Here is a 21,290-nt window from a genome sequence, read left to right as displayed (position 1 = left end):
GTACCGCCGGGCAGGGGTCACCGTCAGCGGGCTGGTGTTCGGGGCAAGTGCGCTTAACCTTAGCCGGGTCCGGCGGCGGCCGTGGCCGCTCGGGGGCCGAGCCGCCCGGGGAGCCGGGTGCGCGGATCAGGGACGGGAGCGCAGCACCCGCCGGACGTTGCCGGAGAGGACCGTGGGCGGCACGGGCCCGAGCCCGTCCAGGCGGGACGCGTACCCGTGCACGGCCACGGCGAGCGCGGCCGCCACCGCGAGGCGGGCGTCCCCGCGGGCCCAGTCCCCGGCGGCGGCGAACGCGTCCGGGTCCTCGGCGCAGCCGGCGAGCGCGGCGCCCATGACCCCCGCGAGGGTGTCCCCGCTGCCGGCCGTGGCCAGCCAGGGGCTCCCGTCCGCCTGGGAGAGCATCGTGCCGTCCGGGGCCGCCACCAGGGTGGTGGCGCCCTTGAGCACGACCACGGCGCCGGTGGCCTCCGCGGCCGCGCGCGCCCACCGGGCCGGCTCGGCCTCGATCGCGGCGCGGTCGGGGGCGTCCGCCTCCCCGCGCAGGGCGGCCAGCCAGGCCAGGACCTGCTCCAGCTCCCCGGCGTGCGGGGTCAGCACCTTCCCGGGGCCGAGTCCGCCCTCGGCCGCGGCGCGCGCCGCGGCCGTGAGCGCGCCGGCGTCCACGACGGCGGGCAGCCCGGCGGCGAGGACCGCCCCGATCCGCGACTCCTGCGCGGGGTCGCCCACCGCGCCCGGGCCCACGACCCAGGCCTGGACGTGCACGTCGGCGGGGTGGCCCTCGGAGGCGACGACCTCCGGGCTGGTGAGGCAGACGAGCGAGCGGGTCGCGGCGTCGCCGAGGTGGCGGACCATGCCGGCGCCGGCGTCCACGGCGGCCCGGGTGCACATCAGGGCGGCCCCGGGATACGTGGGCGAGCCGGCCACGACGCCGACCACGCCCCGGGAGTACTTGTGGGACGCCGCGCCCGGCCGCGGCCACAGCGCCGTGACGTCCTCGGGTTCGAGGCGGCGCAGCGCCGGCTCGGGCAGGGCGTCCTCGATGCCGATCCGCACGGTGCGCACCTCCCCGCAGGACCGTTCGCCCGGCGGCAGGAGGAGCCCGGCCTTCACGCCGCCGAAGCTGACCGTCACGTCCGCGGGGAGCACCGGCCCGGAGACGGCGCCCGTGTCGGCCGAGACCCCGGAGGGGACGTCGCAGGCCACGACCAGCGGGGCGTCCCGGTCCGGCCAGCGCTCCAGCACCGCCCGGACGAGGTCCGCGGCGGCCCCGCGCAGCCCGCCGCGGGCGCCGGTGCCGAGCACGGCGTCGAGCATGAGGTCGGCGGCGAGCACGCGCGCGGGCCCCTCCCCCACCGGGGCGTCCGCCAGCGGCAGCACGCGCCCGCCGGCCGCCGCGAACGCCGCGGCGCCCTCCGGGTGCAGCCGGTCCCCGACCGCCACGGCCAGCACGGACGCTCCGCGCCGGGCCAGCTCGGCCCCGGCCCACAGCCCGTCCCCGCCGTTGTTGCCGGTGCCGGCCAGGACGACCACCCGGGCCCCGGCGACCCGGCCGCGGCGGGCGCGCAGGCGCTCCGCGCAGGCCAGGGCCAGTCCGTGCGCGGCGCGGCGCATCAGGGCGGGGCCCTCCCCCCGGGCCAGGAAGGGCGCCTCCGCGTCGCGGACCTGCGCGCCCGTGTACGCGGCGATCACGACGCCGCCCCGTCCCCGGAGGACTCCGCCGCCCGCGTCCCCGCCGGCGCGGCGCCGGCGGGCTCCCCGGTGCGCTCGGCGATGACCATGGCCATCGCGATCCCGCCGTCGTGCGTCATGGTGAGGTGCCACCGGTCGATGCCCTGCCGCCGGGCCTCCTCCGCCACGGTCCCCTCCGTGCACAGCACCGGGGCGCCCGAGGGGTCGTTCTCGATCCAGCAGTGCTGCCAGATCATGCCCGGCGGCGCCTTCAGCGCCTTGGCCGCCGCCTCCTTCGCCGCGAAGCGGGCCGCGAGCGACCGGACGTGCAGGTCCCGCTCGAGCGGGGTGAACAGCCGGGCCACGAGGCCGGGGGTGCGGGCGATCTGCTCCTCGAAGCGGGCGATGTCCACCACGTCGATGCCGGTGCCGATGATCATGCCCCCACCCTAGCCACCCCCGGCCGGGGCCTCCGACGACCACCGGCCCGCCGCCCCGGGAACGGGACGACGGGCCGGTGGCCGGCGAGCGGCTACTCGACGGTGACGGACTTCGCGAGGTTGCGCGGCTGGTCCACGTCGTAGCCCTTGGCGGTGGCGAGCTCGCAGGCGAAGATCTGCAGCGGCACCGTGGTGAGCAGCGGCTGGAGCAGCACCGGGGACTGCGGGACGCGGAAGATGTGGTTCGCGTAGTCCGCGACGGCCTCGTCCCCCTCCTCGGCGATGACGATGGTCACCGCGCCGCGGGCGCGGATTTCCTGGATGTTGGAGACCACCTTCGCGTGCAGGGAGTCGCGGCCCCGCGGGGAGGGCACGATCACGAAGACGGGCTGCCCCTCCTCGATCAGCGCGATCGGGCCGTGCTTGAGCTCGCCGGCGGCGAAGCCCTCGGCGTGGATGTAGGCGATCTCCTTGAGCTTGAGGGCGCCCTCCAGGGCCACCGGGTAGCCGACGTGGCGGCCGAGGAAGAGCACGGAGGCCGCGTCCTTCATCGACTGGGCGAGGTCCTTGACCGCGTCCTGGGCGTCGATGACCTGCTGGATCTTCGCGGGCATCGCCTCGAGGTCCGCGAGGATCTCCGCGATCTCGTCCTTGTACTTGTTGCCGCGCAGCTGGGCGAGGTAGAGCCCCAGGAGGTAGGCGGCGGTGATCTGGGCCAGGAACGCCTTGGTGGAGGCCACCGCGATCTCGGGACCGGCGTGCGTGTAGAGCGCGGCGTCGGCCTCGCGCGGGATGGTCGAGCCGTTGGTGTTGCAGATCGCCACGACCTTGGCCCCCTGCTCCTGGGCGTGCCGGACCGCCATGAGGGTGTCCATGGTCTCGCCCGACTGGGACAGGGCCACCACCAGGGTTCGCTCGTTGACGATCGGGTCGCGGTAGCGGAACTCGTGGGCGAGCTCCACCTCGGTGGGGATCCGGCACCAGTGCTCGATGGCGTAGCGGGCCACCTGCCCGGCGTAGGCGGCGGTGCCGCACGCGACGACGACGATCTTGTCCACCGCGCGGAGCACGGACTCGTCGATCTTCAGCTCGTCGAGCACGAGGTTGCCGTCCGGGTCCGTGCGGCCCATCAGGGTCTGCTCCACGGCGGCGGGCTGCTCGTTGATCTCCTTCTCCATGAAGGAGGGGAAGCCGCCCTTCTCGGCCGCGGCGGCGTCCCACAGCACCTCGAAGGGCTTGCCCTGGGCCGGGTTGCCGTGGAAGTCGGTGATCTCGTAGTCGTCGGCCGTGATGGTCACGACCTGGTCCTGGCCGAGCTCGACGGCGCTGCGGGTGTAGTCGATGAACCCGGAGACGTCGGAGCCCAGGAAGTTCTCGCCCTCGCCGAGGCCGAGCACCAGCGGGGAGTTGCGGCGGGCTGCGACGACGCGGCCGGGGTGGTCCACGTGCACCGCGAGGAGGGTGAACGCGCCCTCGAGCCGGCGGCAGGCGGCCTGCATGGCGGTGGTGAGGTCCTGGTCGCCGAGGTCGTTGTAGATGTCGGCCAGCAGCGTGGCGGCCACCTCGGTGTCGGTCTCCGAGGCGAACTCGTGGCCCTTCTCGACCAGCTCGCGCTTGATCTCGGCGAAGTTCTCGATGATGCCGTTGTGGATCACGGCCAGCCGGCCGCCGTCGACGACGTGCGGGTGGGCGTTGGTGTCGGAGGGCCCGCCGTGGGTGGCCCAGCGGGTGTGCCCGATGCCCGTGGTCGAGCGCGGCAGGGGGCGCTCGCCCAGCTCCCGCTCGAGGTTGAGCAGCTTGCCGGCCTTCTTGCGGAAGCCGACGCTGCCGTTCGAGAGCACCGCGACACCCGCGGAGTCGTAGCCGCGGTACTCGAGGCGCCGCAGGCCTTCCACGAGGACGTCCAGGGCGTCGTGCCCGGAGGAGGTGCCGCGCTCGTCCGCGACCTGGGAGGAGGGGCCCACATATCCAACAATTCCACACATGCGCTTCAGGCTACCGCATGGATCCGTGCCGCCCGGGCGCGCCCGACCGGCGGCGCGGACCCTATTTCCGGGGACGTCCGCGGCGCCGTGTCCCCGGAACGGGCCCGGTCCGGCGAGCCGTTCCGGGGCCGTCCCGGAGCCCCCGGGGGCTCGCCCCGTGCGGCCCCCGGCCGGCCGGACCCGGCGGGGCCCGACCGGGTCCGGCGTCAGTCGTTGACCTTCCCGAGCAGCTCGAGCACCTCGTCGGCGGTGCTCGCCGCGTCCAGCTGCCGGACCTTCTCCTTGTTGCCGAAGATCTTCGCGACCCGCGACAGGATGGCCAGGTGCTCGTTGTCCTTCCCGGCGATGCCGATCACCCAGGTCACCGGCTTGCCGTTCCAGTCGAGGCCCTCGGGGTACTTCACGACCGACAGGGCCGAGGAGCGGATGCTGTCCTTGGCCTGGTTGGTGCCGTGCGGGATCGCCAGCCCGTTGCCCATGAACGTGGACACGGAGGCCTCGCGCTCGTGCATGGAGGCCACGTACGCGTCGGTCACCGCCCCGGCCGCGACCAGCAGCCCGCCGGCCTCGTCGATGGCCTGCGCGGCGTTGCGCGCCCCGCCGTCCATCACGATCCGCTCCCGGGTCAGGATCGCGCCCCCGGACGGGGCGTCCCCGTCGGTCGCGGGCCCGCCCGCCGCGGCCGCGGCCGCGGCGCCGGGAGCGGCGCCTTCCGTGGTGCCGGTCGCGGCGGTGTCCGCTGCCGGGACGCCCGCGGCGGGGACGGCGGCGCCGTTGCGCTGCTGGACGGCCTCGACGATCTCGTCGTAGCGGGGGCTGCCCATGAAGTTGTCCACGGTCACCACCGAGGCGCTGGGCACCTTGGGGCGGGCCCGGGTGGCCAGGTCCTGGTGGGTGACCACGATGTCGAAGTCGTCGGTGAGGTTGGCGATCGCGGCGTTGGTGACCTTCACGTCGCCGAAGCCTGCGGCCTTGACCTTGTTGCGCAGCACCGAGGCGCCCATCGCGGAGGAGCCCATCCCGGCGTCGCAGGCGAAGACGATGTGGCGCACCGGCCCGCCGTCGCCCAGCTCCCGGGCGGTGGTCCCGCCGGTGTCGGCGCCGCCGCTGGTGCCGACCACCGCGGAGGAGACGCTCGACTTCTTGCCCTTCATCGCCTCCATCCGGGAGGTCGCCTCCGTGAGGTCGCCCTCGCCCTTGTCCCGGGAGGCCTTGAGGATCACCGAGGCCACCAGGAAGGACACCAGCGCGGCCGCGGCCACCCCGGCGGAGACCCCCAGGTAGGAGCCCGGCGGGGTCTGGGCGTAGACGGCGAGGATCGACCCCGGGGCCGCCGGGGCGCGCAGGCCCGCGTCGAAGAGGGTCAGGGTGAAGATCCCGGTCATGCCCCCGGCGATCGCGGCGAGGATCAGCGCCGGCTTCATCAGCACGTAGGGGAAGTAGATCTCGTGGATCCCGCCCACGAACTGGATCAGCGCCGCGCCCGGGGCCGAGGCCCGCGCCGCGCCCCGGCCGAAGAACGAGTAGGCCATCAGGATGCCCAGCCCGGGGCCCGGGTTGGCCTCCAGCAGGAAGAGGATCGACTTGCCCTCCTCCAGCGCCTGGGCGGTGCCCAGCGGGGTGAGGATGCCGTGGTTGATCGCGTTGTTCAGGAACAGCACCTTCGCCGGCTCGATGAGGATCGAGGTCAGCGGCAGCAGGCTGTTGACCACCAGGAAGTCCACAGCCGCGGCGGCCGCGTTGGAGAAGGTCAGCACCGCCGGGCCGACCACGAAGAACCCCACGATCGCCATCAGCGCCGCGAAGATCCCGGCCGAGAAGTTGTTCACCAGCATCTCGAACCCGGGCTTGATCTTCCCGTCCCAGATCCCGTCGATCTTCTTCATCAGCCACGCGGTGAGCGGGCCCATGATCATCGCCCCGATGAACATCGGGATGTCGGCGCCCACGATCACCCCCATCGTGGCGATCGCCCCGACCACACCGCCGCGCACGTCGTAGACCATGCGCCCGCCGGTGTAGGCGATCAGCAGCGGCAGCAGGTAGGTGATCATCGGGCCCACCAGGCCCGTGTACGGCTCCCCCTCCGCGTTCTGCCCGAATCCGCCCAGCGGACCGAAGGGCGTGAACCCGGCCTCGATGAAGAACGCCGTGATCAGCCCCCAGGCGATGAACGCCCCGATGTTGGGCATGATCATCCCCGAGAGGAACGTGCCGAAGCGCTGCACGTGCGCGCGGGCCGCCCCTGAGCGGCCGCCGGTCGATGGTGTGGTTCCCGTGGTCGTCGCCGTGGCCATGGTGCTGTCCTCGCTCTCGGGGAAGGCGGTGCTCCCCCGGCGGATCGCACGCGCCCTGCGGTGTCGCGGCCCGTCGGACGTCGACGGCCGGAACGTGCACAAATCTACACCCGGGCCCCGGTGCTGTCTGCGATGCGCGGGGCCGTGACGCGGCGCGGCGCGGTCTAGACTGTGCTCGATGACCGCATCTACGCTGAGCGAACGCACCTCGCCCTTCGTGGAGCTCGACCGGCAGACCTGGTCGAGGCTCTCCCACGAGATCGACGTTCCTCTCACCTCCCAGGAGATCGAGAACCTGCGCGGCCTCGGCGACCGGCTCGACGTCGCGGAGGTGCGCGAGGTGTACCTCCCGCTCTCGCGGCTGCTCACCCTCTACGACGAGTCCTCCAACCGGCTCAACGCCTCCACCAACGCCTTCCTCGGCGAGGAGCACGCCCGGACACCCTTCGTGATCGGCATCGCCGGGTCCGTGGCGGCCGGCAAGTCCACCACCGCCCGCCTGCTGCGGGAGCTGCTCTCCCGGTGGCCCTCCACCCCGAACGTCCAGCTGATCACCACGGACGGGTTCCTCCACCCCAACGCCGAGCTCCAGCGCCGCGGGCTCATGGACCGCAAGGGCTTCCCGGAGTCCTACGACCGCCGGGCGCTGCTCCGCTTCGTCGCCAAGATCAAGTCCGGCGCCCCCGAGGTGCGGGCCCCGAAGTACTCGCACCACAGCTACGACATCGTGCCCGGCGAGGAGGTCGTGGTCACCCGTCCCGACGTCGTGATCGTCGAGGGGCTCAACGTGCTCGCACCGGCCAAGGTGGGTCCCGGGGACCGGGCCGCCCTCGCGCTGAGCGACTTCTTCGACTTCTCCATCTACGTGGACGCCCGGCCGTCGGACATCGAGCGGTGGTACGTGGAGCGCTTCCAGGCGCTGCGCTACTCGGCCTTCGCCGACCCCGGCTCGTACTTCCACCGCTACGCCGATCTCTCCGACGCCGAGGCGGTCGCGACCGCCACCGGGATCTGGCGGCGGATCAACGAGCCGAACCTCATCGAGAACGTGCAGCCGACCCGCGGACGCGCCCGGCTGATCCTCTCCAAGGACTCCGACCACTCGATCCGCCGCGTGCTGCTGCGCAAGAACTGATGCGCGCCCTCCGGTGTGCCGCGCGGGGCCCCGGCCCGGTGCCCCGCGCCACCGGGCGGCTCGGCACGGGGATGCTCGGTACGGGGCTGCTCGTGGCCGGGCTGCTCGGCGGGTGCGCGCCCGGCGCCGGGCCCTCCGCCGGCCGGGAGGACCCCGCGCCGGGGAGCGCTCCCCCGGCGTCATCGGCCACCGGCCCGTCCGGCACCGCGCCGGTCGGCACTGCGCCGTCCGCGGGCCCGCCCTCCCCCGACGGGACTCCCACGGCCGCGGCGGAGCGGCCCCGGCCGCCGGAGCTGGACGACCCGGCCTCCCTGTCCGTCGTGGTCAACAAGCGCCGGCCCCTCATCCCGCCGGACTGGGCGCCGCCGGTGCTCGAGGACGTCGAGGGTCAGCGGCTGCGGCCCGAGGCCGCCGCGGCCGCGCGCGGGATGCTGGCCGCGGAGCGGGCGGACGGGGTGCGGCTGCGGATCGTCTCCGGCTACCGCTCCTGGTCCGAGCAGCAGGAGACGTACGCCGGCTGGGTGGCGCGGAAGGGCCCCGACGCCGCGGACGTCGTCTCCGCCCGGCCGGGCCACTCGGAGCACCAGACCGGTCTGGCCGTGGACGTCGGCGAGGGCGGCGGCTGCGACCTGCAGGTGTGCTTCGCCGACACGGCCGCCGCCGCGTGGGTGGCCGAGCACGGGCCCGAGCACGGCTTCGTCGTCCGCTACCCGTGGGGCGAGGAGGGCGTCACCGGCTACTGGTACGAGCCGTGGCACCTGCGCTATCTCGGGCCCGTGCGCGCCCAGGAGCTCGTGCGCTCGGGCGCCGCCACCCTGGAGCAGTTCACCGGGCTGGACCCGGCACCGGACTACGGGGCGGCCGCCCCGGGCTGATCTGCCGCCGGGCCTCCCGGGACGTCGCACCGCGGACCTGCGCCGCAGACCGGCACCGCGGACCGGCGCCCCGGGGTGGTGGCAGCAGGCGGGCCGCGGGCCGGTAGTCTACGGGGATGCTCAAGGGATTCAAGGACTTCATCATGAAGGGCAACGTGCTGGACCTGGCCGTGGCCGTGATCGTCGGCGCGGCCTTCGCCCAGGTCGTCAACGCCATGGTCGAGGCGGTGCTCATGCCGGGGATCTCCGCACTGGTCGGCTCGCCCAACTTCGACTCGTTCGCGGTGCTCTCCCTCAACGGCAACGACATCAGGTTCGGCGTGCTGCTCACCGCGCTGGTCAACTTCCTGCTCGTGGCCGCCGCGGTCTACGTCGCGATCGTCCTGCCCATGAACCGGGTGATCGAGGCCCGCAACCGGCGCCTGGGCATCGATCCGGACGAGGAGGAGGCCGACGCCCAGGTGCAGCTGCTCACCGAGATCCGTGACGAGCTGCGCCGGCGGGCCTGATCCCCGGTCCCGGGAACGCCGGAGGCCCGCGCCGAGTTCTCGGTGCGGGCCTCCGGCGTTCCCGGTGGCGGCTCAGACGGTGAGGGCCAGCTCCCGCTCCACGACGGAGGCGAGGTACTCCGTCTCCGCCCGGGCGACCTCCTCGGAGGCCGCCTCGACCATCACCCGGACCACGGGCTCCGTGCCCGACGGGCGCAGCAGCACCCGGCCCGTCTCGCCGAGGCGCTGCTCGACCTCCGCGACGGCCGCCTGCACACCGGGGTTGGAGCCCACCGCGGCGCGGTCCACGCCGCGGACGTTGAGCAGCACCTGCGGCAGGCGGGTCATCACCGTGGCCAGCTCCGCGAGCGGCGCACGGGTCTGGGCCACTCGCGAGGCCAGCATCAGCCCGGTCAGCAGCCCGTCCCCCGTGGTGGCGTAGTCGGACATGATCACGTGGCCGGACTGCTCCCCGCCCAGGTTGTAGCCGTGCTCGGTCATGGTCTCGAGGACGTACCGGTCCCCCACCGCGGTCTCGCGCAGCTCGATGCCCGCCTCCCGCAGGGCGAGCTTGAGCCCCAGGTTGCTCATCACGGTCGCCACCAGGGTGTCGTCGACGAGCCGGCCGGCGTCCTTCATGGCCAGGGCGAGGATCGCCATGATCTGGTCGCCGTCCACCTCCCGCCCGGAGGCGTCCACGGCGAGGCAGCGGTCCGCGTCGCCGTCGTGGGCGATCCCGAGGTCGGCGCCGAGCTCCACGACGGCCCGCCGGAGGGGCTCCAGGTGGGTCGAGCCGCAGCCGTCGTTGATGTTCAGCCCGTCGGGCTCCGCGCCGATGACGTGCACGTCGGCGCCCGCGCCGCGGAACGCGTCCGGGGAGACCCCGCTGGCGGCGCCGTTGGCGCAGTCCAGGACCACGCGGAGGCCCTCCAGCCGGTGCGGGATGGCCCCGACCAGGTGCAGGACGTAGCGGTCCTCCGCGTCCGTGAGCAGGTGGATGCGTCCCACTCCGGCGCCCGTGGGGCGGCGGAAGTCACCGGCCTCGAAGACCGCCTGGATCTCGTCCTCGACGCGGTCGGGCAGCTTGCGCCCGCCGTGGGCGAGGAACTTGATCCCGTTGTCCGGGGCCGGGTTGTGCGAGGCGGAGATCATCACCCCGAAGTCCGCGTCCAGGTCCGCGACCAGGTAGGCCAGTGCGGGGGTCGGCAGCACTCCGGCGTCGTGCACGTCCACCCCCGATCCGGCGAGGCCGGCGGAGACGGCGGCGCTGAGGAACTCGCCGCTGGCGCGCCCGTCCCGGGCGACGACCGCGGTGGGACGCCGCCCCTCGGGGGCGTGGCCGTGGCCGAGCACGAGGGCGGCGGCCTGGGCCAGGTCCAGGGTCATGTTGGCTGTGAGGAGGTCGTTCGCGAGGCCGCGCACGCCGTCCGTTCCGAATAATCTAGACATCGCCCCCATCCTACGTTCCCGTCGCCGCGGGGGACGGCAGGCGGCGCACGAACGCAAAGACCCCGTCCGCACCCGGTGGGCACCGGGGCGGACGGGGTCCGTGGGGCTGGGCGAGCGGGCCGGACGGCCCGTCGATCAGCGCTTGGAGTACTGCGGGGCCTTGCGGGCCTTCTTGAGACCGGCCTTCTTGCGCTCGATGACGCGCGGGTCACGGGTGAGGAAGCCGGCCTTCTTGAGCGTGGGCCGGTTGTTCTCCACGTCGATCTCGTTGAGGGCGCGGGCCACGCCGTGGCGCAGCGCGCCGGCCTGGCCGGACGGGCCACCGCCGTGGATGCGGGCGATGACGTCGTAGGCGCCCTCGAGCTCCAGCAGGCGGAAGGGGTCGTTGACCTCCTGCTGGTGCAGCTTGTTCGGGAAGTAGTTCTCCAGGGTGCGGCCGTTGATGGTCCACTGGCCGGAGCCGGGGACGACGCGCACGCGGGCGACGGCCTCCTTGCGGCGGCCCACGGCCTGGCCGGAGACGGTCAGGGCCGGGCGCTCGGCGGCGACGGCGGTCTCCGCGGCGGGGGCCGACTCGGAGGTGTAGCTGCTCAGCTGCTCCTCGACGTCCACGGTGTTCTGCTCTTCAGTGTTCTGAGCCACGATTCTCCTCGATCAGTTCTTGTCTCGTAGGCCCGGAACTACTGGGCGACCTGGGTGAACTCGAAAGTCTGGGGCTGCTGGGCACCGTGGGGGTGCTCCGGGCCGGCGTAGACCTTGAGCTTGGACATCTGCTGGGCGGCCAGCTTGTTCTTCGGGAGCATGCCACGGATGGCCTTCTCCACGGCGCGGACCGGGTTCTTCTCCAGCAGCTCGGCGTAGGAGGTGGACTTGAGCCCGCCCGGGTAGCCGGAGTGGCGGTAGGCCCGCTTCTTCTCGAGCTTCGAGCCGGTCAGGGCGACCTTCTCGGCGTTGATGATGATGACGAAATCACCGGCGTCCACGTGGGGAGCAAAGGTCGGCTTGTGCTTTCCGCGCAGCAGCGTTGCGGTCTGGCTGGCAAGACGACCCAGGACGACGTCGGTGGCATCGATGACGTGCCACTGGCGCTGAATGTCACCGGGCTTCGGGGTGTACGTACGCACGTTAGTTTGCCTTCGTTCGGGTTCTCTCGGTGGCGCTAGTTGGGATCACGCCGTTTCTCGGTGTGCCGTCCGGGGCTCGGGTGAGGGCCGAGCTGCATCCGGTGCCCGAGACCCCGGTGCACCGGAGCGCCATGCGTCCTGCAACTGGACGGCGGATCCGGGTACACGTGAACCGAGGCGGGACACGCACAACAGCACCCCACGTTACCGGATCGGGCGGTCAAAGACCACTCCGCGGCATACACCCGGACGGTGTGGCGGTCAATCCCGGTGCAGAGGGTCCCGGAGGGCCCGCGTGCGCTCGGCCCGCTCCCCCAGTCCGGCGTCGCCGGGGTAGCGCACCTCCTCGAGGACGAGGGCGTGCGGGGGCGCCAGGAGCACCCGGGCGTCGCGCACCCGGTCCGCCAGGCGGAGCCCCAGCCAGTCCCGGGTCTCGCGCCCGGCGCCCACGCGGGCCGCGGCGCCGACGACGGAGCGGACCATGTGGTGGCAGAACGCGTCCGCCTCGATGCCGAGCACCACGAGGCCGTCCCGGTCCCGCTCCACGGACACGCCGAGGACCTCCCGCACCGTGGTGGCGCCCTCCCGGGGCCGGCAGAAGGAAAGGAAGTCGTGCAGCCCGACCAGGTCCTGCACGGCGGCCGCCATCGCGTCGGCGTCCAGCACGTCCTTGGTCCACCAGGTCAGGTGGCGGGTCAGCGGGTCGTGGCCCGCCGCGCCGTCGTCGATCCGGTAGCTGTAGCGGCGCGAGACGGCCGAGAACCGGGCGTCGAAGCCCGCCGGCGCGGCCGCGGCCCGGCGCACCACGACCGCCCCCGGGCTCTCCGGCAGGCCGTGCTCCCGGCGGCCGCGCCCCAGCACGTGGCCGAGCGCCCCGGTGAGCCGGCGCTCGAGCGCCGCCCCGGGGTCCTCCCCGCGGCCGCGGGCGAGCCCGCGCCACTCCTCCCCGGTGAGGTCGAGGTGCACCACCTGGCCGCGGGCGTGCACACCGGTGTCGGTCCGCCCCGCCACCACGACCCGCACCTCGCGGCGCACCAGCACGGCCAGGGCGTCCTCGAGGGAGCCCTGGACGGTGGGCAGCCCCGGCTGACGGGCCCACCCGGCGAAGGGCGCTCCGTCGTAGGCGAGGTCGATCCGCACCCGCACGGGGGACTCGGTCATGGGCGTTCCTCTCGGTCAGGGGGAGGCGGCAGGGCGCGCGGTCGGGCACGTCGGTCCGGGCGCGCAGGGTCGGGCGCGACAGGGTGCCGGGCGCGACAGGGTGCCGGGCACGGCAACGCCGCCGGGGACCAGGTCCCCGGCGGCGTGCGCGGTGTTCGTCCGGCCGGACCCGCTCAGCGCAGCTTCTGCGCGGCGGAGCCGCCGGCCGGCTGGAAGCCGGCGGCCTCGGCGTTGGCCGGGGAGTCGAACCAGATCTCGGCGGTGGTGCCCGCGTACCAGCGCGAACCGGGCACGTGGTACTTCATCGAGTTCCGGTTGCCCTTGATCTCGAAGCCCTCGGGGGCCTCGCCGGACTCCAGCGGGGCGTGCGAGCCGGGGAACTCCGCCTCGGTGTTCTCGGCGGCGACCTCGGCGGCCTGCTCGGAGCCGACCTCGGGGGCCTGCTCCTCGGCGGGGATCTCCTCGGCGGCGACCTCGGCGGCGGTGCTGCCGGCCGGGGTGTCGACCGGGGCGGCGGGCGCCGGGGCGGCCTTCGCGGTGGCGCGCTCGGCCTCGGCCACGGTGGCCTTGGTCGCGACGGGCTCCATCACGAGCTCGATGACGGCCATGGGGGCGTTGTCGCCCTTGCGGTTGCCGATCTTGGTGATGCGGGTGTAGCCGCCGTTGCGGTCCTCCATCGCCGAGGCGATGGTGGTGAACAGCTCGTGCACCACGGACTTGTCGGTCAGCTGCGCGAGCACGCGCCGGCGCGCGGCGAGGTCACCGCGCTTGGCGAAGGTGATCAGCCGCTCGGCGTAGGGACGCATCCGCTTCGCCTTGGTGACGGTGGTCGTGATGCGCTTGTGCTCGAACAGCTGCTGGGACAGGTTCGCCAGCATCAGGCGCTCGTGCGCGGGGCCGCCTCCGAGGCGGGGTCCCTTGGTGGGAGTAGGCATGGTTGTTGATCTCCTGGAAGTTCGTCCCGCCCGGGCCGGGCGGCCGGTGGGACTTCAGCGGGAAGGACTAGTGGTCGTCGTCGTCGAACGGGTTCTCGTCGTCGATCGCGGCGGCGCGAGCGGCGAGGTCGAAGCCGGGAGGCGAGTCCTTGAGGGACAGGCCGAGGTCGACGAGCTTGGCCTTCACCTCGTCGATCGACTTGGCGCCGAAGTTGCGGATGTCCATCAGGTCCGCCTCGGAGCGGCCCACGAGCTCACCCACGGTGTGGATGCCCTCGCGCTTGAGGCAGTTGTAGGACCGCACGGTGAGCTCGAGGTCCTCGATGGGCAGCGCCATGTCGGCGGCCATCGCGGCGTCGGTCGGCGAGGGACCGATCTCGATGCCCTCGGCGGCCGTGTTGAGCTCCCGGGCCAGGCCGAACAGCTCGACCAGGGTGGTGCCGGCGGAGGCCACGGCGTCACGCGGGGTGATGGCCTCCTTGGTCTCCACGTCGAGCACCAGCTTGTCGAAGTCGGTGCGCTGCTCCACGCGGGTGGCCTCCACGCGGAAGGTCACCTTGAGCACCGGCGAGTAGATGGAGTCGACCGGGATGCGGCCGATCTCCGCGTCGCCGGCCTTGTTCTGGGCGGCCGAGACGTACCCGCGGCCGCGCTCGATGGTCAGCTCGAGCTCGAGCTGACCCTTGGCGTTGAGCGTGGCGATGTGCAGGTCCGGGTTGTGGATCTCCACGCCGGCCGGGGCCGTGATGTCCGCGGCGGTCACGACGCCGGGGCCCTGCTTGCGCAGGTAGGCGACGACGGGCTCGTCCTGCTCCGAGGACACGGCGAGCTTCTTGACGTTGAGGATGATCTCGGTGACGTCCTCCTTCACGCCCTCCACGGTGGAGAACTCGTGGAGCACCCCGTCGAGCCGGATGCTGGTCACGGCAGCACCGGGGATGGAGGAGAGCAGCGTGCGGCGGAGGGAGTTGCCGAGGGTGTAGCCGAAGCCGGGCTCGAGCGGTTCGATCACGAAGCGGGACCGGTTGTCGGCCACGACCTCTTCGGAGAGGGTGGGGCGCTGTGCGATGAGCACTGATGTTTCCTTTCAGCGGGCATCCGCTATATGACGCGCGCAAATGGTGGAAAACAGTTGATGGGTGCGGACCGGTGCCCGGTCCTTCAGTCGGCGTGCCCGCCGGGACCCCGGTGGGGTCCCGGCGGGCACGCTCGCATCAGACGCGGCGGCGCTTCGGCGGGCGGCAACCGTTGTGCGCGCTCGGGGTGACGTCCGAGATGGAGCCGACCTCGAGGCCGGTGGCCTGCAGGGAGCGGATGGCGGTCTCGCGCCCGGAGCCCGGGCCCTTGACGAACACGTCGACCTTGCGCACGCCGTGCTCCTGGGCGCGCTTGGCGGCGGCCTCGGCGGCCATCTGGGCGGCGAACGGGGTGGACTTGCGAGAGCCCTTGAACCCCATCTCCCCGGCGGAGGACCAGGAGAGGACGGCGCCGGTGGGGTCGGTGATGGTGACGATGGTGTTGTTGAACGTCGACTTGATGTGGGCCTGGCCCTGGGTGACGTTCTTCTTGTCCTTGCGGCGGGGCTTGCGGGAAGCCGCTGCGCGAGTCTTCGGGGGCATGGATGTCTCCTACAAAGTTCGGGAAGAGTGGTGGTGGGCCGCTCGGGGGACCGTGGGGTCCCGGCGTGCGAGCGGCAACGGGCTACTTCTTCTTGCCGGCGACCGTGCGCTTGGGACCCTTGCGGGTGCGGGCGTTGGTCTTGGTGCGCTGGCCGTGCACCGGCAGGCCGCGGCGGTGCCGGATGCCCTGGTAGCTGCCGATCTCGACCTTGCGGCGGATGTCGGCGGCCACCTCGCGGCGGAGGTCACCCTCAACCTTGTAGTTGTCCTCGATGTAGTCGCGCAGCTCCACGAGCTGGGCATCGGTGAGCTCGCGCACGCGCAGGTCGCCCGAGATGCCGGTGGCGGCCAGGGTTGCCAGCGCGCGGGTGCGTCCCACGCCGTAGATGTAGGTGAGCGCGACTTCCAGCCGCTTCTCACGGGGAAGGTCGACGCCTGCGAGACGAGCCATATCGGCGGTTCTCCTTGTGCTTCTCCAGAGGTCTGGAGCATCGCTGTCCGGTCGGTGACGTCATGTCCGTCCGCCGGTCCCCGGCCTCTGTACCGGGGGCACCCGCCTGGATCTCTCCGGTCGGGAGCGGTGCCTTTCGTGGTTCCACTTGCGTGGGTGGTCGGGGCTGGTCAGCCCTGACGCTGTTTGTGGCGCGGGTTCTCGCAGATCACCATGACCCGCCCGTTGCGGCGGATCACCTTGCACTTGTCGCAGATCGGCTTCACGCTCGGTTGGACCTTCATCGCATTCCTTCGCGTCGTTCTCTCGAGTGGGTGCGGCCCGGACGGCCGCCGGTCCTACTTGTAGCGGTAGACGATACGACCGCGGGTGAGGTCGTACGGGCTCAGCTCCACCACCACGCGGTCCTCGGGGAGGATCCGGATGTAGTGCTGGCGCATCTTGCCGGAGATGTGGGCGAGGACCAGGTGACCGTTGTTCAGCTCAACGCGGAACATCGCGTTGGGCAGAGCCTCGACCACAGTGCCTTCGATCTCGATGACTCCGTCTTTCTTGGCCATATCCTCCGCTAACTTCAGGTGCCCCCCGCCGGGGCGGCGGGCAGGGTTTCGGGTGTACATCGTCGTTAAACGCCGCAGCGGACCTGTACGCGCGCACCATCACCGTTCGTGGTGCACGGTGGGGGTCGGCGGGGTCCGATGAGTGCGGAATCGCTGGAGCACAGACAACCAACAGAACACTCTACGTGATCGGGGGCGCCTCCCGCAACGCGGGAGGCGCCCCCGAGGGTGGGCGGCACGGCTCAGACCACGGCGGCGAGCTGCCCGCAGGCCCCGTCGATGTCCGAGCCGCGGGTGTCCCGCACGGTGGTGGGGATGCCGTGGGCGCGCAGGCGCTCCACGAAGTTCTGCTCCACGCCGGGCCGGGACGCGGTCCACTTGGAGCCGGGGGTCGGGTTGAGCGGGATGGGGTTGACGTGCACCCAGCCGGCGCCCCGGGAGTTGAGCTTCTCCCCCAGCAGGTCGGCGCGCCAGCCCTGGTCGTTGATGTCGCGGATCAGGGCGTACTCGATGGACACCCGCCGGCCGGTGACGTCGTAGTACTCGCGGGCGGCGTCGAGGGCCTCGTCGACCTTCCACCGGGTGTTGATGGGGATCAGCTCGTCGCGCAGCTCGTCGTCGGGGGCGTGCAGGGACAGCGCGAGCGTGACGGGCAGCTTCTCCCGGGTGAACTTCCGGATCCCGGGCACCAGGCCGACGGTGGACATGGTGATCCCGCGCGCGGAGATGCCCAGGCCCTCGGGCGAGGGGTCGATCAGCCGGTGCACGGCGCCCAGCGTGGCCTTGTAGTTGGCCAGGGCCTCCCCCATGCCCATGAACACGATGTTGGACACGCGCAGCGGCTCCTGCTCCGCCCGGCCGACCTTGCCGCCGCGCAGTAGGCGCGCCCCCTGGACCACCTGCTCGACCATCTCGGCGGTGGACAGGTTGCGGGTCAGCCCGGCCTGGCCGGTGGCGCAGAACGGGCAGTTCATCCCGCACCCGGCCTGCGAGGAGATGCACATGGTCACCCGGTTGGTGTAGCGCATCAGCACCGACTCCACCATCGCCCCGTCGAAGAGCCGGTGCACGCTCTTGAGCGTGGCGCCCTGGTCCGCCTCGAGGGTGCGCACGGAGGTGAGCAGCGGGGGCAGGGCCTGCGCCACCAGCTCCTCCCGCCCGGCCGCGGGCAGGTCGGTCATGTCCTCGGGGGCCGAGGCGAGCCGGTCGAAGTAGTGCCGGGAGAGCTGGCCCGCGCGGAACGGCTTGTGCCCGAGCTGCGCGAGGAACTCGCGGCGGCCCGCGAGGTCGAAGTCGGCGAGGTGCTTCGGCGGCTTGCCCCGGCGCGGCGCGGTGAAGGTCAGCTGGCCGGGCTTCGGGCGGACGGTCAGCTCGACGGGCGTCGCGGTCCGGCCGCCGGCCGGGCCGCTCTGCTGCGGTGCCTGGGTCACGGTGGTCTCCTCGGTGGGAAGTGGGTCGGTCTGCCGGTTCACGGGCGGTCCTCCGGGATCGGGACGGGGGTGACGCCGAGCGGCTCCAGCTCCGAGGCGCCGCCGTCCTCGGCCGTGAGCACCCAGATGCCGTCGGCGTGCAGGGCCACGGAGTGCTCCCACTGGCTGGAGCGGGCGCCGTCGGTGGTGACCACGGTCCAGTCGTCGTCGAGCACCCGGGTGCCGATCCCCCCGCGCACGAGCATCGGCTCGATGGCCAGGGCCATCCCCGGGCGCAGCCGGGGCCCGCGGTCGGTGCTGCGGAAGTTCAGGACGTCGGGGGCCATGTGCATCTTGGAGCCGATGCCGTGCCCCACGTACTCCTCGAGGATCCCGAACCGATGCCCGGAGACCTGGCGGACGTGGTCCTCCACGGCCGCGCCGATGTCCCCGACGTGCGTGCCGGTCGCGGCCGCGGCGATCCCCCGCCACATGGCCTGGCGGGTGACCTCGGACAGCTCCGTGTCGGCGGGGTCCGGGCGGCCGAGCAGCACGGTGCGCGCCGAGTCCCCGTGCCAGCCGTCCACGATCGCCCCGCCGTCCACGGAGAGGATGTCGCCCTCCTCCAGCACCTGCTCGCCGGGGATGCCGTGCACGACGACCTCGTTGACGGACACGCACACCGCCGCCGGGTAGCCGTAGTAGCCGAGGAAGTTGGAGCTCGCGCTGTGCTCCTCCAGGACGGAGCGGAACACCGCGTCGAGGGACGCGGTGGTCACCCCGGGCACGGCGGCCGCCACGGCGGCGTCGAGGGCGCGCGAGGTCACCACCCCGGCGCGCTGCATGCTGCGCAGCTGGGCGTTGGTCTTGTACTCGATCCGGCGGCGGCCGAACATGCGGTGTTCCTTCCGGGCCGCTCCCCGAAGTGGGGTGCTCGCGGCGGTCGTGGGTTAAACGTGAGACCCCCGGGGGGTGTCCGGGGGTGTCACGGAGTCGGCGGTGCGGGGCGTCCGGTCAGGACAGCGCCGCCAGGATCCGTGCGGTGACGTCCTCGACGCTGCCCAGTCCGTCGACCTCGCGGACGATCCCGCGCCCGTCGTAGAGGTCCACGACCGCGGCGGTCTCCGCGTCGTAGACGTCGAGGCGGTGGCGGATGACGTCCTCGGTGTCGTCGGTGCGGCCCTCCTTCTGCGCCCGGCCGAGCAGCCGCTGGACGAGCTCGTCGCGGTCGGCGGTCAGCTTGAGCACGGCGTCGAGCTCCTGGTCCAGCTCGGCCAGGATCGAGTCGAGCTCCTCCACCTGCGCGGCGTTGCGCGGGTAGCCGTCGAGCAGGAAGCCGTCCGCGGTGTCCGTCTCGGCCAGCCGGTCGCGCACCATCCGGTTCGTCACCGAGTCCGGGACGAGGTCGCCGGCGTCGATGTAGCTCTTGGCCTCCTGGCCCAGGGCCGTCCGGCCCTTGATGTTGGCCCGGAAGATGTCACCGGTGGAGATCGCCGGCACGCCCAGCTTCTCCGAGATGCGCACGGCCTGGGTGCCCTTGCCGGCGCCCGGGGGGCCGATGATGAGCATGCGGGTCATGAAGTCTCCTTGCGGTCGGGAATGGCTGCGGGCCCAGTCTAGCGGGCGCCCTCGCGGGGGCCCGGGGCCGGGTTCAGCGCAGCAGGCCCTCGTAGTTGCGCTGCTGCAGCTGCGCCTCGATCTGCTTTACCGTGTCCAGCCCCACGCCCACCATGATGAGCAGCGAGGGCCCGCCGAACGGGAAGTTCTGGTTGGCGTCCACCAGCACGAGCGCCACGAGCGGGATCATGGACACGATGCCCAGGTAGAGGGCCCCGGGGAACGTGATCCGGCTCAGCACGTACTGCAGGTACTTCTCCGTGGGCCGGCCCGCCCGGATGCCGGGGATGAAGCCGCCGTAGCGCTTCATGTTGTTGGAGACCTCCTCCGGGTTGAACGTGATCGACACGTAGAAGTACGTGAAGAACACGATCATCAGGAAGTACAGCACCATGTACACGGGGTGGTCCCCGGTGACGAGGTAGGTGTTGATCCAGTTGACCCAGCCGGGGATGTCCGAGCCGTCGTCCGGCATGCCGAACTGGGCGAGCATGCCGGGCAGCATCAGCATCGAGGACGCGAAGATGATCGGGATGACGCCGGCCATGTTGACCTTGAGCGGGATGTAGGTGGTGGTGCCGCCGATCGTGCGCCGGCCCACCATCCGCTTGGCGTACTGCACCCGCACCCGGCGCTGGGACTGCTCCACGAAGACCACGCAGGTGATCACCACGAGACCCACGGCCAGCACCGACAGGAACACGCCCCAGCCCCGGGTCCGCAGGATCTCGCCGAGGGCGGAGGGGAAGGTCGCGGCGATCGAGGTGAAGATCAGCAGGGACATGCCGTTGCCCACGCCCTTCTCCGTGATCCGCTCCCCCAGCCACATGATGATGGCGGTGCCCGCGGTCATCGTGATGATCATGATGACGACCGTCAGGATCGTGTCGTTGGGGATGATCGGCAGCGGGCAGTCGCCCAGCAGGGCGCCCGAGCGGGCCAGGGAGACGATCGTGGTGGCGTTGAGCAGCGCCAGCCCGATCGTGAGGTAGCGGGTGTACTGGGTGAGCTGGGTCTGTCCCTGCGCGCCCTCCTCGTGCAGCTCCTGGAAGCGCGGGATCACCACGCGCAGCAGCTGCACGATGATGCTCGCCGTGATGTAGGGCATCACGCCGAGGGCGAAGACCGACAGCTGCAGCAGGGCGCCGCCGCTGAAGAGGTTCACCATGTCGTAGACCCCGCCGGTGGTGGTGCCCAGGGCCAGGCACTGCTGCACGTTGCCGTAGTCGACGCCCGGCGCCGGGATGAACGTGCCCAGGCGGTAGAGCACGATGAGGGCGAGGGTGAACCCCAGCTTGCGTCGCAGGTCGGGGGTTCGCAACGCCCGTCCGAAAGCGCTGAGCACATGTCCTCCTAGAGACTGGATCCGACCGGCGTCCGGCCGCGGGGGTGGGGTGGGGCGGGAGCTCGGTCCTGCGGTCCGCGCGCGGGCGGGCACGGACGACTCCGGCCAGTCTAACGAACCCGCCGCGCCCGGGGCGGCCCGGCGCGCGCCGGGCCGCGGGCGGCCAACGGGTCAGGCCCCGCCCACGCTCGCGTGGACGGGGCCTGCTCCGACGGTGCCGTGGGGCCGGGCGTGCCCGGCCCCACGGCGCGCGCTCACAGCGCGGTGGTGCTGCCGCCGGCGGCGGCGATCTTCTCGGCGGCGGAGCCGGAGAAGGCGTGCGCCTTCACGTCGACCGCGACCGCGATGTCGCCGGAGCCCAGCACCTTGACGGGCTGGTTCTTCCGGACCGCGCCGCGGGCCACGAGCGACTCCACGGTCACCTCGCCGCCCTCCGGGAAGAGCTCGGAGAGCTTGTCGAGGTTGACGACCTGGTACTCCACGCGGAACGGGTTCTTGAACCCGCGCAGCTTGGGCAGGCGCATGTGCAGCGGCAGCTGCCCGCCCGCGAAGCCCGCCTTGACCTGGTACCGGGCACTGGTGCCCTTGGTGCCGCGGCCGGCGGTCTTGCCCTTGGAGCCCTCACCGCGACCCACACGGGTCTTGGCGGTCTTCGCGCCCGGGGCCGGACGCAGGTGGTGCACCTTGAGGGCGTGCACCTTCTCGTTCTTCTCAGCAGTGTTCTCTGCCATG

At 72.6% G+C, this 21,290-nt stretch carries 22 protein-coding genes; 3 read left to right on the top strand and 19 right to left on the bottom strand.

What is annotated here, in order from left to right; all coding sequences use genetic code 11:
- Window positions 1–126 precede the first annotated feature (126 nt).
- The 4 genes from GMA12_RS04295 to GMA12_RS04280 form a co-directional block, all read right to left on the bottom strand.
- The gene (locus GMA12_RS04295) at window positions 127–1,689 is read right to left on the bottom strand and encodes an NAD(P)H-hydrate epimerase (protein WP_162459455.1); all 1,563 of its coding nucleotides are present in this window, start codon (window positions 1,687–1,689) and stop codon (window positions 127–129) included.
- Entirely contained in the window at window positions 1,686–2,108 is a 423-nt protein-coding gene (locus GMA12_RS04290; RefSeq protein ID WP_156267384.1) for a holo-ACP synthase, read from the bottom strand. Before GMA12_RS04290 ends, GMA12_RS04295 begins: the two co-directional genes overlap by 4 nt.
- Window positions 2,109–2,200: 92 nt before the next feature.
- Window positions 2,201–4,093 carry a glutamine--fructose-6-phosphate transaminase (isomerizing) gene (glmS, locus tag GMA12_RS04285; protein ID WP_156267382.1) on the bottom strand — a complete coding sequence of 631 codons (1,893 nt, stop codon included), beginning with the start codon at window positions 4,091–4,093 and terminating at the stop codon, window positions 2,201–2,203.
- 206 nt (window positions 4,094–4,299) lie between these two features.
- Window positions 4,300–6,390, bottom strand: coding sequence for a PTS mannitol transporter subunit IICBA (locus GMA12_RS04280; RefSeq protein ID WP_156267380.1), 2,091 nt, complete (start codon window positions 6,388–6,390; stop codon window positions 4,300–4,302).
- 178 nt (window positions 6,391–6,568) lie between these two features.
- Here GMA12_RS04280 and coaA point away from each other — a divergent pair, with 178 nt between their 5' ends.
- From coaA to mscL, 3 genes are all read left to right on the top strand, one after another.
- Window positions 6,569–7,525: a type I pantothenate kinase gene (gene coaA / locus GMA12_RS04275; RefSeq protein ID WP_156267378.1), complete on the top strand. Its 957-nt coding sequence runs from the start codon at window positions 6,569–6,571 to the stop codon at window positions 7,523–7,525.
- Window positions 7,525–8,400: a M15 family metallopeptidase gene (locus GMA12_RS04270; RefSeq protein WP_156267376.1), complete on the top strand. Its 876-nt coding sequence runs from the start codon at window positions 7,525–7,527 to the stop codon at window positions 8,398–8,400. Before coaA ends, GMA12_RS04270 begins: the two co-directional genes overlap by 1 nt.
- A gap of 116 nt (window positions 8,401–8,516) precedes the next feature.
- The gene (gene mscL / locus GMA12_RS04265; RefSeq protein ID WP_156267374.1) at window positions 8,517–8,909 is read left to right on the top strand and encodes a large conductance mechanosensitive channel protein MscL; all 393 of its coding nucleotides are present in this window, start codon (window positions 8,517–8,519) and stop codon (window positions 8,907–8,909) included.
- 72 nt (window positions 8,910–8,981) lie between these two features.
- On the opposite strand, the gene glmM is transcribed toward mscL, so the two are convergent.
- The 15 genes from glmM to rplO form a co-directional block, all read right to left on the bottom strand.
- Entirely contained in the window at window positions 8,982–10,337 is a 1,356-nt protein-coding gene (glmM, locus tag GMA12_RS04260; protein ID WP_156267372.1) for a phosphoglucosamine mutase, read from the bottom strand.
- 135 nt (window positions 10,338–10,472) lie between these two features.
- Window positions 10,473–10,979, bottom strand: coding sequence for a 30S ribosomal protein S9 (gene rpsI, locus GMA12_RS04255; RefSeq protein ID WP_047804304.1), 507 nt, complete (start codon window positions 10,977–10,979; stop codon window positions 10,473–10,475).
- A 38-nt stretch (window positions 10,980–11,017) separates the two neighbouring features.
- Window positions 11,018–11,461 carry a 50S ribosomal protein L13 gene (gene rplM / locus GMA12_RS04250; protein WP_062734945.1) on the bottom strand — a complete coding sequence of 148 codons (444 nt, stop codon included), beginning with the start codon at window positions 11,459–11,461 and terminating at the stop codon, window positions 11,018–11,020.
- A gap of 261 nt (window positions 11,462–11,722) precedes the next feature.
- Window positions 11,723–12,622 (bottom strand): tRNA pseudouridine(38-40) synthase TruA, encoded by a 900-nt coding sequence (gene truA, locus GMA12_RS04245; protein WP_156267370.1) that lies wholly within the window; start codon window positions 12,620–12,622, stop codon window positions 11,723–11,725.
- A 173-nt stretch (window positions 12,623–12,795) separates the two neighbouring features.
- Window positions 12,796–13,557 (bottom strand): 50S ribosomal protein L17, sunset domain variant, encoded by a 762-nt coding sequence (gene rplQ / locus GMA12_RS04240; RefSeq protein WP_156267368.1) that lies wholly within the window; start codon window positions 13,555–13,557, stop codon window positions 12,796–12,798.
- A gap of 67 nt (window positions 13,558–13,624) precedes the next feature.
- Window positions 13,625–14,632, bottom strand: coding sequence for a DNA-directed RNA polymerase subunit alpha (locus GMA12_RS04235; protein ID WP_047804308.1), 1,008 nt, complete (start codon window positions 14,630–14,632; stop codon window positions 13,625–13,627).
- 139 nt (window positions 14,633–14,771) lie between these two features.
- Window positions 14,772–15,176, bottom strand: coding sequence for a 30S ribosomal protein S11 (gene rpsK, locus GMA12_RS04230; protein WP_156267366.1), 405 nt, complete (start codon window positions 15,174–15,176; stop codon window positions 14,772–14,774).
- A gap of 82 nt (window positions 15,177–15,258) precedes the next feature.
- Window positions 15,259–15,627 (bottom strand): 30S ribosomal protein S13, encoded by a 369-nt coding sequence (gene rpsM / locus GMA12_RS04225; RefSeq protein WP_062734947.1) that lies wholly within the window; start codon window positions 15,625–15,627, stop codon window positions 15,259–15,261.
- Window positions 15,628–15,797: 170 nt separating this feature from the next.
- Window positions 15,798–15,911, bottom strand: a complete 114-nt coding sequence (rpmJ, locus tag GMA12_RS04220; RefSeq protein ID WP_017833320.1) for a 50S ribosomal protein L36 — start codon at window positions 15,909–15,911, stop codon at window positions 15,798–15,800.
- A 54-nt stretch (window positions 15,912–15,965) separates the two neighbouring features.
- Window positions 15,966–16,187, bottom strand: coding sequence for a translation initiation factor IF-1 (gene infA / locus GMA12_RS04215; protein ID WP_017833319.1), 222 nt, complete (start codon window positions 16,185–16,187; stop codon window positions 15,966–15,968).
- Between the two features lie 242 nt (window positions 16,188–16,429).
- Window positions 16,430–17,617 carry a dual-specificity RNA methyltransferase RlmN gene (gene rlmN / locus GMA12_RS04210; RefSeq protein WP_162459470.1) on the bottom strand — a complete coding sequence of 396 codons (1,188 nt, stop codon included), beginning with the start codon at window positions 17,615–17,617 and terminating at the stop codon, window positions 16,430–16,432.
- Window positions 17,618–17,655: 38 nt separating this feature from the next.
- Window positions 17,656–18,492 carry a type I methionyl aminopeptidase gene (gene map / locus GMA12_RS04205; RefSeq protein WP_156267364.1) on the bottom strand — a complete coding sequence of 279 codons (837 nt, stop codon included), beginning with the start codon at window positions 18,490–18,492 and terminating at the stop codon, window positions 17,656–17,658.
- A gap of 118 nt (window positions 18,493–18,610) precedes the next feature.
- Complete coding sequence (locus tag GMA12_RS04200) at window positions 18,611–19,174, bottom strand: adenylate kinase (protein ID WP_156267362.1); 564 nt, start codon at window positions 19,172–19,174, stop codon at window positions 18,611–18,613.
- A gap of 73 nt (window positions 19,175–19,247) precedes the next feature.
- The gene (secY, locus tag GMA12_RS04195) at window positions 19,248–20,558 is read right to left on the bottom strand and encodes a preprotein translocase subunit SecY (protein ID WP_162459453.1); all 1,311 of its coding nucleotides are present in this window, start codon (window positions 20,556–20,558) and stop codon (window positions 19,248–19,250) included.
- 254 nt (window positions 20,559–20,812) lie between these two features.
- On the bottom strand, window positions 20,813–21,289 hold the full coding sequence (rplO, locus tag GMA12_RS04190; RefSeq protein ID WP_156267360.1) for a 50S ribosomal protein L15: 477 nt from the start codon (window positions 21,287–21,289) through the stop codon (window positions 20,813–20,815).
- Between the last annotated feature and the right edge of the window lies 1 nt (window position 21,290).

Origin of the sequence: Kocuria sediminis, assembly GCF_009735315.1 — a bacterium.
Lineage (GTDB): Bacteria > Actinomycetota > Actinomycetes > Actinomycetales > Micrococcaceae > Kocuria > Kocuria turfanensis.
This window is presented reverse-complemented; position numbering and strand designations above follow the sequence as displayed.